Origin of the sequence: Pseudomonas cerasi (assembly GCF_900074915.1) — a bacterium.
GTDB classification, from domain to species: domain Bacteria; phylum Pseudomonadota; class Gammaproteobacteria; order Pseudomonadales; family Pseudomonadaceae; genus Aquipseudomonas; species Aquipseudomonas cerasi.
Map to the genome: position 1 here is coordinate 3392861 of NZ_LT222319.1, position 12646 is coordinate 3405506.

At 58.0% G+C, this 12646-nt stretch carries 7 protein-coding genes and 4 pseudogenes; 2 read left to right on the forward strand and 9 right to left on the reverse strand.

Features of this window, described 5'->3' with window-relative positions:
- From PCPL58_RS17580 to PCPL58_RS17590, 3 genes and pseudogenes are all read right to left on the reverse strand, one after another.
- Nucleotides 1-3049 (reverse strand): annotated as a pseudogene (locus PCPL58_RS17580) (efflux RND transporter permease subunit).
- The gene (locus PCPL58_RS17585; protein ID WP_065350041.1) at nucleotides 3046-4149 is read right to left on the reverse strand and encodes an efflux RND transporter periplasmic adaptor subunit; all 1104 of its coding nucleotides are present in this window, start codon (nucleotides 4147-4149) and stop codon (nucleotides 3046-3048) included. The pseudogene PCPL58_RS17580 and the gene PCPL58_RS17585 overlap by 4 nt, the downstream one beginning before the upstream one ends.
- 77 nt (nucleotides 4150-4226) lie before the next feature.
- Nucleotides 4227-4841 carry a TetR/AcrR family transcriptional regulator gene (locus PCPL58_RS17590; protein WP_065350042.1) on the reverse strand — a complete coding sequence of 205 codons (615 nt, stop codon included), beginning with the start codon at nucleotides 4839-4841 and terminating at the stop codon, nucleotides 4227-4229.
- An 87-nt stretch (nucleotides 4842-4928) separates the two neighbouring features.
- Here PCPL58_RS17590 and PCPL58_RS17595 point away from each other — a divergent pair, with 87 nt between their 5' ends.
- Nucleotides 4929-6401, forward strand: coding sequence for an efflux transporter outer membrane subunit (locus PCPL58_RS17595; RefSeq protein ID WP_065350043.1), 1473 nt, complete (start codon nucleotides 4929-4931; stop codon nucleotides 6399-6401).
- A gap of 38 nt (nucleotides 6402-6439) precedes the next feature.
- On the opposite strand, the pseudogene PCPL58_RS17600 reads toward PCPL58_RS17595, so the two are convergent.
- Nucleotides 6440-7530, reverse strand: a pseudogene (locus tag PCPL58_RS17600) (NADH:flavin oxidoreductase/NADH oxidase).
- A 59-nt stretch (nucleotides 7531-7589) separates the two neighbouring features.
- On the opposite strand from PCPL58_RS17600, the gene PCPL58_RS17605 reads away from it, so the two are divergent.
- Nucleotides 7590-7925, forward strand: coding sequence for an ArsR/SmtB family transcription factor (locus PCPL58_RS17605; RefSeq protein WP_003367037.1), 336 nt, complete (start codon nucleotides 7590-7592; stop codon nucleotides 7923-7925).
- Between the two features lie 12 nt (nucleotides 7926-7937).
- On the opposite strand, the gene PCPL58_RS32345 is transcribed toward PCPL58_RS17605, so the two are convergent.
- From PCPL58_RS32345 to PCPL58_RS17620, 5 genes and pseudogenes are all read right to left on the reverse strand, one after another.
- Complete coding sequence (locus PCPL58_RS32345; RefSeq protein ID WP_260431462.1) at nucleotides 7938-8066, reverse strand: hypothetical protein; 129 nt, start codon at nucleotides 8064-8066, stop codon at nucleotides 7938-7940.
- Between the two features lie 56 nt (nucleotides 8067-8122).
- Nucleotides 8123-9199 carry a methyl-accepting chemotaxis protein gene (locus PCPL58_RS17610; protein WP_414860619.1) on the reverse strand — a complete coding sequence of 359 codons (1077 nt, stop codon included), beginning with the start codon at nucleotides 9197-9199 and terminating at the stop codon, nucleotides 8123-8125.
- Between the two features lie 15 nt (nucleotides 9200-9214).
- A pseudogene (locus PCPL58_RS32755) lies at nucleotides 9215-9763 on the reverse strand (CHASE3 domain-containing protein); the annotation flags it as partial.
- A 562-nt stretch (nucleotides 9764-10325) separates the two neighbouring features.
- Nucleotides 10326-11648 (reverse strand): annotated as a pseudogene (locus tag PCPL58_RS17615) (MFS transporter).
- Nucleotides 11649-11731: 83 nt separating this feature from the next.
- Complete coding sequence (locus tag PCPL58_RS17620) at nucleotides 11732-12610, reverse strand: SMP-30/gluconolactonase/LRE family protein (protein ID WP_046719564.1); 879 nt, start codon at nucleotides 12608-12610, stop codon at nucleotides 11732-11734.
- Between the last annotated feature and the right edge of the window lie 36 nt (nucleotides 12611-12646).

Below are 12646 nucleotides of genomic sequence, written 5' to 3' on the forward strand. Positions count from 1 at the left end.
TCAGATCCTCTTCATCTCTGTGCCCGTTGAGGCGTGACTGCTGGAGTTTGGGGGTAGCGATCCTCTATCCGGACGGATTTTGAACCAGATTGAATACATGGCTGGCAGGAACACCAGCGTCATCACAGTCCCGCCGAGGGTGCCTCCGATCAGCGTGTAGCACCGGGCGTGCCCGCTGTACGGTCGCTTCGACCACCGCCTGAAACGGGTCGAGCCCTTGCTTTTCGTTGTGGTCGATTTGCCCGATCAGGATCAAGGTATTGCGCATCAGAATGCCGGACAGCGCGATCAGCCCGACGAGAGCGTTGATACCGAACGGCTGATTGAACAAAAGCAGTGTCGGCACAACACCGATCAACCCAAGTGGAGCGGTGAAAAACACCATCATCATCGCCGACATCGAACGCACTTGAAGGATGATGATCAGCAAGGTGACGGCAATCATGATCGGAAACAGCGGGGCCAATGCCGCAGTAGCCTTTGCCGATTCCTCTACTGATCCGGCCTGCTCGATCCGATAGCCCTCCGGGAGGCTGTCGATGATCGGCTGCAGTGCTTTCATGATCACGGCGGAGACATCCGGCGGTTGCAGATCTTCCGCGATATCACCGCGCACGGTGATGGTCGGCACACGATCTCTACGGCGCAGAATCGGGTCTTCCATACGCCCTTCAACGACTCCGGCATGCGACAGAGGAATGCGCTGACCGGCAGCCCCCACCAGCGTGAAGCCCTCGATCTTCGCGGGGTCCAGGCGGATGTCACCCGCCGCCCTGCCCATCACTTCCACCGAGCGGATATCTTCGCGTACAGACGTGACAGGGATGCCCGAGAGCAGGAACTGTAATTGCCGGGCTGCTGCGCTCGAGGTCAGCCCGACGGCCTGCAAGCGATCCTGATCCAGAGAGAAGTGCAGCGTAGGCACTCGCGTTCCCCAATCGCTGTTGACAGTGCGCATCATCGGACTCGCCGCCATGATGGTTTCGACCCGACTGGCGATCTCGCGCAATGTGTCAGGGTCTGGCCCGCGCACGCGATACGCCACAGGAAACGGCGAATAAGGACCGAACACGAGCTGTGTGACCCGGACCCGGGCCTCAGGTGCAAGCCCGTTAGCAACGGCCTCACGAATCCGCAGCTTGAGCGCTTCTCGTGCGTCCTGGCTTTCAGTCAGTACAACGATCTTTGCAAACGACGGATCCGGCAGCTCCGGCGCCATTGCCAGATAAAACCGTGGCGAGCCCTGTCCGATGTAGGACGTGACGATCTTCGCGGCATCCTGCTGTTGCAGCCACGCCTCTACCTTGGCGGTGGTTGCGCTGGTCTGCTCAATGGATGTGCCATAGGGCATCTGCACTTCGATCAGTACTTCCGGACGATCGGAGGTCGGGAAGAATTGTTTCTTGACCGCCCCCATCCCGAGAACTGCCACGACAAATGCAGCGATCACCGCACCCGCCACCCACCACTTCCTGGCAATGACGTGGGCCAGAACCCGTCTGAAACGATTGTAATGCGCAGTGTCATAGATGGCGGCGTGTCCGCCTTCAACCAGCTTGATTTCCGGCAGCATCTTCACCCCCAGATAAGGTGTGAAGACCACTGCAACTATCCAGGAGGCAATCAAGGCGATGCCGACAATCCAGAACATGTTGCTGGTGTACTCACCGGCAGTCGACTGCGCAAAGCCGTTCGGCATGAAGCCGATAGCGGTCACCAGGGTACCAGCAAGCATGGGCGCTGCGGTGTGGCTCCAGGCATAGGCTGACGCCTTGATCCGGTCGTAGCCCTCCTCCATCTTCACCACCATCATTTCGATGGCAATGATTGCGTCGTCCACCAACAGGCCCAGTGCCAGGATCAATGATCCCAGGGTAATCCGGTCGAAGTTCTTGCCCGTCGCTTCCATCACCACGAAGACAATGGCCAGCGTGAGCGGTACGGCTGCAGCGACCACCACACCGACTCGCCAGCCCATGCTGAGAAAGCACACCAGCATCACCACAAGCAGGGCGACGAAGAACTTGATCATGAACTCGTCAACCGCCGAACTGATGTTCACCGACTGGTCAGTGACCTTCGAAAGCGTCATTCCCAATGGCATGCCTTGATTGATTCTGGCTGTTTCCGCGTCCAGCGCCTTACCCAGGTCCAGACCATTCCAGCCGTCGCGCATCACGATGCCCAGCAACAGGGTCGGCTCGCCCTGATTGCGGACCAGAAAGGTCGCGGGGTCTTCGTAGCCGCGTTCCACTGTCGCCACGTCCTGCAGCTTCAGCGTTTTACCCCGCGCCACAATCGGCGTGTTGCGGATTTTCTCAAGGGTGTCGAAGGCACCGTCCAGACGTACAAACACCTGTGGCCCGCTGGTTTCAATCGAACCGGCGGGGGTCAGGACGTTCTGGTCGTTGAGCGCCGAAAAAATGTCCTGGGGAGCGATACCCAATGTTGCCAGCCGCTCGTGGGAGAACGACACGAAAATTCGTTCGGCTTGCTCGCCGATGATATTGATCTTCTTCACGCCCGGCACATTCAGCAGACGCTGGCGCAGTGACTCGGCATCGCGCACCAGTAGCCGCTGCGGCTCACCTTTTGCCTTCAACGCAAACAGCGCAAAGGTCACATCCGAAAATTCATCATTGACCAGCGGACCAATAACCCCCGCAGGTAACGACTTCGCGGCATCACTGAGTTTCTTGCGCGCTTGATAAAACTCTTCCTGCACCTGAGAGGGTGGGGTCTTGTCCTGGAATGAAACCATAGTGAATGCCAGACCCGGCCGGGTGTAGGTCTCGCTACGGTCGTACCACTTCAATTCCTGCATGCGTTTTTCAAGCGGCTCGGCGATCTGATCCTGCATCTCCTGAGCGGTTGCGCCAGGCCACGCAGAAATAACGGTCATTTGCTTGACGGTGAAAGGCGGATCTTCCGCACGCCCCAGTTTGAAAAATGAAAGCGTACCGGCCACGCCGATCAAAACAATCAGAAACAGCGTAATGGAGCGTTCGCGAACCGCCAGTGCAGAAAGGTTGAAACGTCCCGGATTCATGGTCGCGCCTCAGCGGTGATACCACCCTGCTGCACACGCACTTCTTCACCGTCATGAAGTAAATGCGTGCCCAATGCCACGACCTGCTCACCGGCCTCTAAACCACCACTCACGTTTGCCGAATCTTCACTCACACCCAGCAGTTGCACAGCGCGCCAGGTGACTTTTGCAGGCGTACCTGCGATGACCCAGACACCAGGGCCTCGACCCGGATCATGCAGAGCGGCAATGGGTATCGCCAGCGACTGCCGGGCAGGCTTGCCAACAGCGATATCGAGGGACACCGTTGAACCCAGAGGCGCACTGACGTTTGAACCTTCAAGCACATACCTGGCTTCAAAGGTACGCGTCAGCGGATCTGCTGCGTCGGAGAGCAGCCGCAGCCTTGCCGGTATGACGCTCGCACTGTTTCCATACAGTCTGGCCTCAGCCCGATCACCCATCGCCGGCCGCAAGGTTTCAGGCAGATGGACAATGGCTTCGCGTGGCCCGGCCTTTGCCAGCCTGACCACGGGCTGGCCTGCGCTGACGACCTGCCCAGGCTCGACCAGGGTGTCGACCACCACGCCGTCGGCGTCCGCCAGTAAAACAGCGTACCCGGTTGCGTTACGTGCCACGCTGGCCTGCGCTTGAGCCGCATTCAGTTCTGCCTTGGCGGTGTCGGCCAGGGATTTGATCCGGTCGTAGGCGGAAGCGGATATCGCACCAGCGACGACCAGGTCACGGTTGCGCGCTTCGTCATCTGCAGTCTGCCTGGCTCGCGCCACAGCGGCGGCAACCGCCTGCTGTTGGGCCTGAGCCTGAAGCCCAAGGTCAACGGGGTCCAGGCGCATCAGTGGCTCACCGCGCTTGACGGTCTGGCCGGTATCAACCAGGCGCTCGAGCACCTTCCCGGAAACCCGAAACCCCAGGTCGCTCTGAACCCGAGCGACCACGACACCTGTGAAAGAACGGAAGGCTTGATCAGCATTTGCCACAGTGGCCGCCCTTACCAGCGGCGGCTGGGTACGTGGATCGCGCACCTCGGACGACTCGTTGCACGCAGTCAGAAAGAGAGGCAATAACAGCAAGGCAGTGGTTTTGGGTCTGGACAAGAGCATGGGATCCCTTACTTGAAATCAAGTGAGCAGGGAAACGATTCTCCGTAAAGTGACCAAATTAGTCAATGGTCACAAGTTCATGGTGCCAGACTTCGCAGTATCAACGCCGACAGCTGGACCGGAGCCGTCGACACAATGTCGAGGTTGTATTGCAATTGCACCGGGTTGATGTACGGGCGCATGACCAGGTGAATGGCTTGAACGGCCTCGTCCAGAGGTGTCTTGCGCTCGAACTCTCCCGACTCCCTGCCTTCAAGAACGATTTGCTGGATGAGCTGGCGAATACGCTCGTCGTGCGCGGCAGCAGAAGGCCACTGATCGCGGCCTGCGACAGCGGCTATGTCATACAGCTTCCGGTCGTGAAAAAACAGATCGCTACCGGCTTCCACAAGCGAGCGGAACAGGCGGCGCAGCATTTCGGAGGCCGTTGGCGCCTCGCTGATTGCCGAGTTCACCAGCGCCATGATCATGGCCAGCCGGTTCGAGCAAATCACTTCGCCAATGGCTTGCTTGGAGTCGAAGAACTTGTAGATGTAGGCCTTGGAAAAACCAATGGCTTTGGCCAGATCGGAGACCGTGGTTTTCTCATAGCCGTAGTGGCCGAAATGCTGTGTTGCCGCTTCGACAACCTGATCGCGAACGCTGTGGTCGGAGGGACCGCGCATTGGCGATGTTTTGATTTGATTAGTCATGTTTCCAGCTTAGCTATGTGAACACTCGTTGACAACAAGTGACCAAATCGTAATATAGTCACAACCTGATCATCTCAAGGAATTTCCATGCGCCCGATTTGTACTTATGTACTGGTCATGAGCACCGGCCTGCTGTCGGGCTGCGCCGTGGGCCCGGATTACCAGCGCCCGGATGCGCCCCTGCCTGACCGTTATCTGACTCAACCACGTGGCGCTGCGAATATTACCGCGCATCCGCCTGTCAGTGCCGCGTGGTGGGACGGTTTTGATGATCCGTTACTGAGCAGCTTCGTGTCACGCGCACTGGCGCAGAACCTCGATCTCGCTCAAGCCCGTGCGCGGCTTGCTCAGGCACGCGCCGGAGCAGATGCGGCAACCGCCGCCCTGCTCCCATCGGGCAACATCGATGCACAGACGGCTCGCGCGCAGCAATCGGTAGAGACTCCACTCGGTCAGGTCCTGAACTCGACACCTGGCTACGATCGTTATGGCAATTCCTATGAAGCCAATCTGACGGCAAGCTGGGAGCTGGACGTTTTTGGCGGTTTGAGACGCAGCCGACAGGCTGCACTGGCTGAATATCAAGCTTCGCAGGCAGGTGTTGCGGCTGCCAGGCTGGCTGTGGCAGCCCGGACCGCTGATACCTACATTACCGTCCGTGGTCTGCAAGCCAGACTGGCAATCGCGAACCGACAGGTTAAAACCCGGCAGGACCTGCTGGAAAAAGTCCAGCTCCTTCATGAGCGTGGTCTGTCCCCGGAATATGAAACTCGTCAGATCGAAGCGGAGCTTTTACAGGTGCAGGCAACAGTGCCTATTCTGCAAACAGGTCTCGACGCGGCGATGAACGCGCTAGATGTGATGTTGGGCGTGCCGCCTGGCACTCACCGGAGCTCTCTGGCTGAAACAGGTCGAATCCCACACGCACCCGAGCTCACGTCGACAGGAACGCCAGCCGATCTTCTCCGTCGCAGACCTGATCTGATCGTGGCCGAGCGGCGCCTCGCCGCTTCGAACGCACGTATCGGCGTGGCGATCAGCGAGTATTATCCCAAACTCTCACTCAGCGCACTGCTGGGCAGCGCCACAGCCGTGTCGAGCGGCAACCTGTTTACCGATGGTGCCAGTCAGTCAGCAGGTATTTTGGGGCTTCGCTGGAGGCTTTTTGATTTCGGCCGGGTGAACGCCCGGATCAGACAAGCCAAAGGACAAGAGGCAGAAGCTCTGGCGGCTTATCGACAGTCAGTTTTGCGCGCCACTGAGGACGTTGAAAACGCTTTTTCTTCGTTGACCAGCCGCGAAACTCAAGCTGCAATGCTGGGTAAAGGAGAAACTGCACTTGCTTCAGCCCGGCAATCCTCATTCGCAAGCTACAGCAAAGGTGCTGCCAGTTTGATCGAGGTTCTGCGCGCTGACGAGAAAATGCTGCAGGTCGCTGACGCCAAGGCGCAGGCACAGGTCGAATCCGCACAGACGGCGGTCGCCGTCTTCAAAGCGCTGGGTGGTGGTTGGCAAATGCCTTCCACCACTTCACCTGAAGAGAAGATGCCTACACTGTAGGTGTCACCAACGAACGCATCCTTTCAGATCAGGCGTACTCAGCGATAACGTTCAAGCCAGTGAGCGTAAGGCGCCGGCAAGGTCCAGGCCGACTTTTCAACGCCCAGTTCTTTCGCCGCGAAATAGGCCCAATGAGGATCGGCCAGATGCGCACGGCCAATCGAGACCAGATCGAGCTGGCCTGACTTGACCGCCTCTTCAGCCAGCTTCGGCTCGCCGAAGCCCCAGGCGCTGGTCACTGCAATATCCGCTTCACGACGCACACGCTCGGCGATCGGTCCCATGAACGCAGGCCCCCACGGAATGTTGGCGTCCGGCGTGCTGAAACCGACGCTGACGCTCAACAGATCCAGCCCGCCAGCCTTGAAGCGGCGCGCCAGTTCGATTGACTCGGCAAGCGTCTGCTCGTCGCGACCGTCGTATTCGATCACGCCAAAACGTGCGGTGAGCGGCAGGTTCTCAGGCCAGACTTCACGTACTGCGGCCAGGGTTTCCAGCAGGAAACGGCTGCGGTTATCGAAGCTGCCGCCGTACGCATCGGTGCGTTGGTTGGAGTGCTCGGAGAAGAAGCTCTGCCCCAGGTAGCCGTGGGCAAAATGCAGCTCGATCCATTCAAAGCCGGCATCGCGGGCGCGACGCGCAGCATCGACGAAGTTCTGGCGAACACGCGCGATGTCGTCCAGGGTCATGGCGCGCGGGACTTTCGGCAGGTTGGCACCGAACGCAATGGCGGACGGAGCGATAGTGTCCCAGCCACGCGAATCGGAAGCAGCGATATGGTCATCACCTTCCCATGGACGATTGGCACTGGCCTTGCGACCCGCGTGGGCAATCTGAATACCCGGCACGCAACCTGCGGCCTTGATGGCTTTGACGACAGGTACGAAGCCTGTGCCTGTTCATCGTTCCAGATACCGGTGCAACCGGGAGTGATACGTCCTTCCGGCGCAACGGCGGTAGCTTCGACCACCAACAGACCAGCACCGCCACGTGCCATGCTGGCCAGATGCACGTGGTGCCAGTCGTTGATGACACCTTCGGTTGCCGAGTACTGGCACATCGGAGGAATGGCAATTCGGTTGCGCAGCGTAACGTCTTTCAGTTTGAAGGGTTCGAACAATGCAGACATTGGAAAGCTCCCGTAAGCCAGATGACTTTTGATTTCAGTTGTTCGATGGTAATCGAACTATGGCAATAAACGGAAGCCTTGATATCATCCCCTCCATGCGAACCTTCCAACACCCCGATCCTGAAGACCTCACACTCGAACGCTTACTCTATGCCTTGAGTGATCCCGTTCGCATGGGAATCGTGCGCTGCCTGGCCGGCGTCGCAGAAGCCACCTGCGGCGAACTGGACGGCGGACGTCCTAAATCGAGCATGTCCCATCATTTCCGCGTGCTGCGCGATGCCGGGCTTGTACAGACGCGCAACGTGGGCACCACGCACATGAACTCGCTACGCAAACAGGTGCTTGAGAGCCGGTTCCCGGGTCTGCTGGACAGTATTCTGGCTCAGCATTGATGTGACAAGGCATCAGCCCTGAGACAACCTGCGCTGCCATTTCATTGCATGAATTTCGATGCGCTGGACGGGATCGTCATCCAGCGCACCAAAGGTTAGGCGCGTTTTTTGAATATGCAAAAAAAACCCGGCATTAGCCATCGACTAATCCCGGGGTTTTCAGCGGCGCTAACGTATTGACGATTCGCGTTCAGACCTTAAAGCCGAAACTTGCCCACTTCCGTCTGCAGGCTGGTGGCGAGGGTCTTCAGGCCGCCGCTGGTCTTGAGCAGTTCCTGAACCGACATGTTGTTCTGTTCAGCCATTTGCGCAGAACGCTCGACGTTACGCGCGACATCCTGACTCGCTGCGGTTTGCTCACGCAGTGCGAAGGATATCTGGTCGACCACCTGCAGAACCTTGCCCGAACTGTCGCGAATCTCGATGATCGCCTGACCGGCGGTGCCCGCCATTTCGACGCCTTCGTTCACTTCCTGAACGCCGCTACGCATGCTTTCGACGGTCTCCCGTACGCCCGCCTGAATTTTCTCGATCATTCCGGCGATTTCCTTGGTGGATTTGCCGGTGTTCTGCGCCAGCAGGCGTACCTCGTCAGCAACCACTGCGAAGCCACGGCCTTGCTCACCGGCCCGAGCAGCCTCGATGGCAGCGTTGAGAGCCAGCAGGTTGGTCTGGTCGGCAATGCCCTGAATCACGCTGACGATCGATGAAATGTGCTCGGAGTGCTGACCCAGGCCTGCGACCTGAGTAGAAGACAGCTGCACGGTCCGGGCGATGCCATTCATGCTGGACAAGGTGTTTTCGATGACCTGCGCACCATCTTTCGACTGCTGCCCCGAACGGCTGGCGAGTTCATGCGCCTCGTCGGCGTTTTCGGAGACGTGATGGATGCTGACGGTCAGTTCTTCGATTGTGGCCGCCATCGCCGAGGCGGACGTCGACTGCTCCTGGATCGCACCGTACAGTTGCTCGGACGCACCGGAAATCTGTTGTACGGCAACGACCAGTTGATTGGCGGCCTGGCTGATCTGTTGAATCATCTCGCGCAGACGATTCTGCATACGATCAAAAGCTTTCGGCAGTTTATCGTGACTGCTGGTGTCGATCACGGTATCCAGCTTGCCATTGGCAATTGCTGTTGCGGCATCAATGGCCAGTTGCAGGCGCGCTGTGGTGCTGCGTCCCAGTGCCGCGGCCAGTATCATCGCCAGAACGGCAGCTGCCAGGCCACCGCACATCAGGATCATGATCGCGAGCCGCTTGGCATCCGCCATTTTCTGGCTGCGTTGAAGCAGCAACTTCTGCTCGGTGCCGCTGATCTCAGCCAGCAGAGCGCGCATGCTGTCCATTTTGGCTTTGTCAGCCCCCGAGGTGATGCGTGCATCCAGTTCATCATCAGCCGCATTGCGTGCTGTCAGATCGCGGCGCAGGGCGATGATCGGATTGATATCCTCGTCAAGCCAGCGCTTCTGGGTTTCACCCAGTGCAGCCAGGCGGCGCTGCTGCTCCGCATTGTCGGCTGTCAGGCGCTTGAGCGAATCGAGCTCTTCGATGAAGCGCTTTTCCCCCGCCACCAATGGCTACAGAAACGCATCCTTCGAGGCAATGACAAAGCCGCGCATGCCAGTTTCGATATTGATCAGCTGTTCAAGGGCAAGTTGAGCTTCGCTCAGCACCTGGTACGTATGGACATTACTGTTGGTGGCTTCCTCGACCTGCTCGAAGCCTCTGTAAGCACTCGCGACAAGGACGGCGATAAATACGATGATCGCGGCAAAGCTGAAGTAAAGCTTTTGCGAGATGCTGAGTTTGCTGAACATGATGTCGATCCTGAACATAGCCGTTCCGTGGCTTGCATGGTGGGCGTTATCGCTCGTAAAAATAGGCTGAACCAACTTTTATGATTGATGTCATTGAGATATTACTCATGTCGCCCGCCAGCTCAGTAACTTTAGAGACCGTAATTTTATCGAACCTGAATAAAGGCTCTAATTCCACCCAACCTGTTGATATTAAAGGTTAAAAAATTTTTATTACACTTGGCATTTCATTCACTGTACGACTCAAAAAACTTGACGGTCCAGTTTTTATGACGTCAATTTTTTGCCTCTGATAGTAAAGGCATGTTCTGATCGCGACAGCTCAGATGTCGCTGCACAACAAGTAATGCCAGGAAAAAGTAATACTTTATTCTTCCACTCCCATTGGCTGTATGGTCCGGCAAACGCATGCTGACGCTCTTGAAAGTGGCACTTTTTGGCTGACACGGGGACAGATGTTGAGAACTGACGTTCTCTTTCTGGTCCCCGCAGGCCGACGCATCTGTGCAGATACAGCGCGTCATTACAGAGTGACTTCCCGTTCTGGAAGATCAAAATCAAGTGACCTTCCTTGTCACCCTTACACGCTCCGCTGCGCTGTCAGCAATTCCGGACGGTGTGAAAACAGTTGCAAAAACGCCCCGCCCAACGCGCAACCGGCCATCACGAAAAAGCACACGGTATAACCGCTGAGGCTGGTCCAGCCGCCACCCATGGAAATCAGCGTCCCCATCAGCACCGGGGCAATACCGCCGCCGATGAACATCGCCGTGGTGATGATCCCGTTGGCTGTAGAGGTTGCCGAAGGTTGTGCAGAGTCGGAAGCGACTGCGTAGTAGATGGGCCAGACGGCATTGGCGACCAGACCGAAAAGCAACTGTACGGCGATGACGATCAGGATGGTGTTAGCGAAGTAAAAGGCCCCGACACTGAGCGCCATCCATATGCCACAGATGATCAAGGTGATGCGCCGGCCGATGATGTCCGACAGCGAAGGCCAGATCAGTTGCCCGAGAATGCCGGTCAACGTGAACACCACGCTCATCCCCGCTGACTCGGCCAGCGACAGGTTGAGGATGTTGTACAGGTAGGCCGGCAGAACAATATTGACACCCATGTACACCACCTGCGTGAGCAGGGTATTACCGGCAGTCAGGGCGATATTGCGGTTACTCAGCGTCGCTTTTACCGACTTCCAGACCTGGCCTTTTACATTGGTCGACGGCGTGCTGTCCGGCGGAGTCATGCCTTTGGCAGCGATGTCCACGTACAGTTGAGTAATGCGCTCGGCCGTGGAGTAGCGTGCCCAGAAGATCATCAGTGGCAACGCAACCACGAAGGCGAAGAAGAACACATAACGCCAGTTTTCCTCACCGTAGGTGCTGATCACGAAACTGGCTACAATGCCGCTGAGCATCGCGCCGATGGGGTAACCGGTATGGTGCGCGCCCAAGGCAAAACCACGGCGTTCAACAGGCCACCACTCGGCAGTGTTGCTGACGCCGACCGGTTCGCCCCAGCCAGCGCCCAGGTTCACCCCGACCCGCAAGGCAATGAAACTGGCGAGGCTGCCACTCAATGCCTTGAAGCCCGACAAAAACGACAGCGCGGTGTAACCCAGTACCAACGGCACCTGAAAGCGCGCCCGTTTCCAGCCCCCGCCGTAACGATCACTCCAGATGGAGCCGGGTATATCGAGAACGGCCAGCGCCAGCATGACCACCGTAGCTACCGTCCCCCACTGGTCCGCAGACAGGTCGAAATGCTTGGAAATCGTTGGGCCCAGACGCAAGACGATCTCGCGATCGTAGGCATTCAGAATCCAGATCATTCAGCAGACCAGCAACGACACCCACGAAAAACGATGAATCTTGCCCAGCGATGCGTTCTTGTTATTTGGCATGGGAAATCTCCAGGCGTGCCGCACACGCCCCTGCGAGAAAGGGTCCAGTCGTCCTTAACGTTCAGGTTCAGTCTGTCGACGGGTTAACTGGCAAAGCGCCGCTCGGCGATGCCTTTCACACCCAGTCCGGTGATGGCGAACAGGGCACCGCGCTGCTGGCCATCTTCCGGAAAGCGCGGCAATGGCGGCTTGGCCATGGAGGTGACAAACAATGTGTCCAGATTCGGGCCGCCGAAGGTCAGACTGGTCACTTTTTTCACCGGCATGTCGATGATGCGATCCACCTGCCCGTCGGGGGTGTAGCGCACCAGTTTTCCGGCATACACCAGCGCTTGCCACAGACAGCCTTCGGCATCCACGGTGCAGCCATCCGCCGCCCCTCCGCCTGAGGTGTCGACCTTGGCAAACGTACGTCTGTCGGCGACTGCGCCGCTGGCGTTGTCGTAATCGTAGGTCCAGATCTCCCCTGACCAGGTGTCGGCGAAATAAAAGGTTTCCCCGCCCGGACTCCAGCAAGGACCGTTCGACACGATGATGCCTTCATCCAGGGTGTGCAGGCTCAGGTCCGGATCGAGGCGATACAGCTTGGCGCTGGCCTGATCCTCCTGCGTGTCCATCGAGCCCACGATGAACCGGCCCTGCCGATCGACCTTGCCATCATTGAGTCGATTGTTCGGCAGCCCCGGTTCGGGGTCGACGATCAGCTCGAGATCACCGCTCGGCAAGTCAAGGTTGTAGATACCCGTCTGCAACGCCACGAGCGCCGCATCGCCGTGCTTGCGCAAGGCCATGGAGCCGATTTTCTGACCGACATCCCAGGCGCGCAGTTCGCGCCCGTCGTCGGTGCAGCGCAGAACGCGGCCGTCGAAGCTGTCGATCCAGTACAGGCGCTGTTGCTCGACATCCCAGACCGGGCCTTCGCCCAGCGTGGTCTTAACGTCGACAACGATTTCGATACGCATTTTTCACCTCTGTCTTGTTGTTATTGAGATGACACA

What these genes read in the sequence shown, in the direction of transcription:
- PCPL58_RS17585 (WP_065350041.1), bottom strand. Translation starts at nt 4,149, where the DNA reads ATGCTCTTGTCCAGACCCAAAACCACTGCCTTGCTGTTATTGCCTCTC.
- PCPL58_RS17590 (WP_065350042.1), bottom strand. Translation starts at nt 4,841, where the DNA reads ATGACTAATCAAATCAAAACATCGCCAATGCGCGGTCCCTCCGACCAC.
- PCPL58_RS17595 (WP_065350043.1), top strand. Translation starts at nt 4,929, where the DNA reads ATGCGCCCGATTTGTACTTATGTACTGGTCATGAGCACCGGCCTGCTG.
- PCPL58_RS17605 (WP_003367037.1), top strand. Translation starts at nt 7,590, where the DNA reads ATGGCAATAAACGGAAGCCTTGATATCATCCCCTCCATGCGAACCTTC.
- PCPL58_RS32345 (WP_260431462.1), bottom strand. Translation starts at nt 8,066, where the DNA reads ATGGCTAATGCCGGGTTTTTTTTGCATATTCAAAAAACGCGCCTAACC.
- PCPL58_RS17610 (WP_414860619.1), bottom strand. Translation starts at nt 9,199, where the DNA reads ATGGCGGATGCCAAGCGGCTCGCGATCATGATCCTGATGTGCGGTGGC.
- PCPL58_RS17620 (WP_046719564.1), bottom strand. Translation starts at nt 12,610, where the DNA reads ATGCGTATCGAAATCGTTGTCGACGTTAAGACCACGCTGGGCGAAGGC.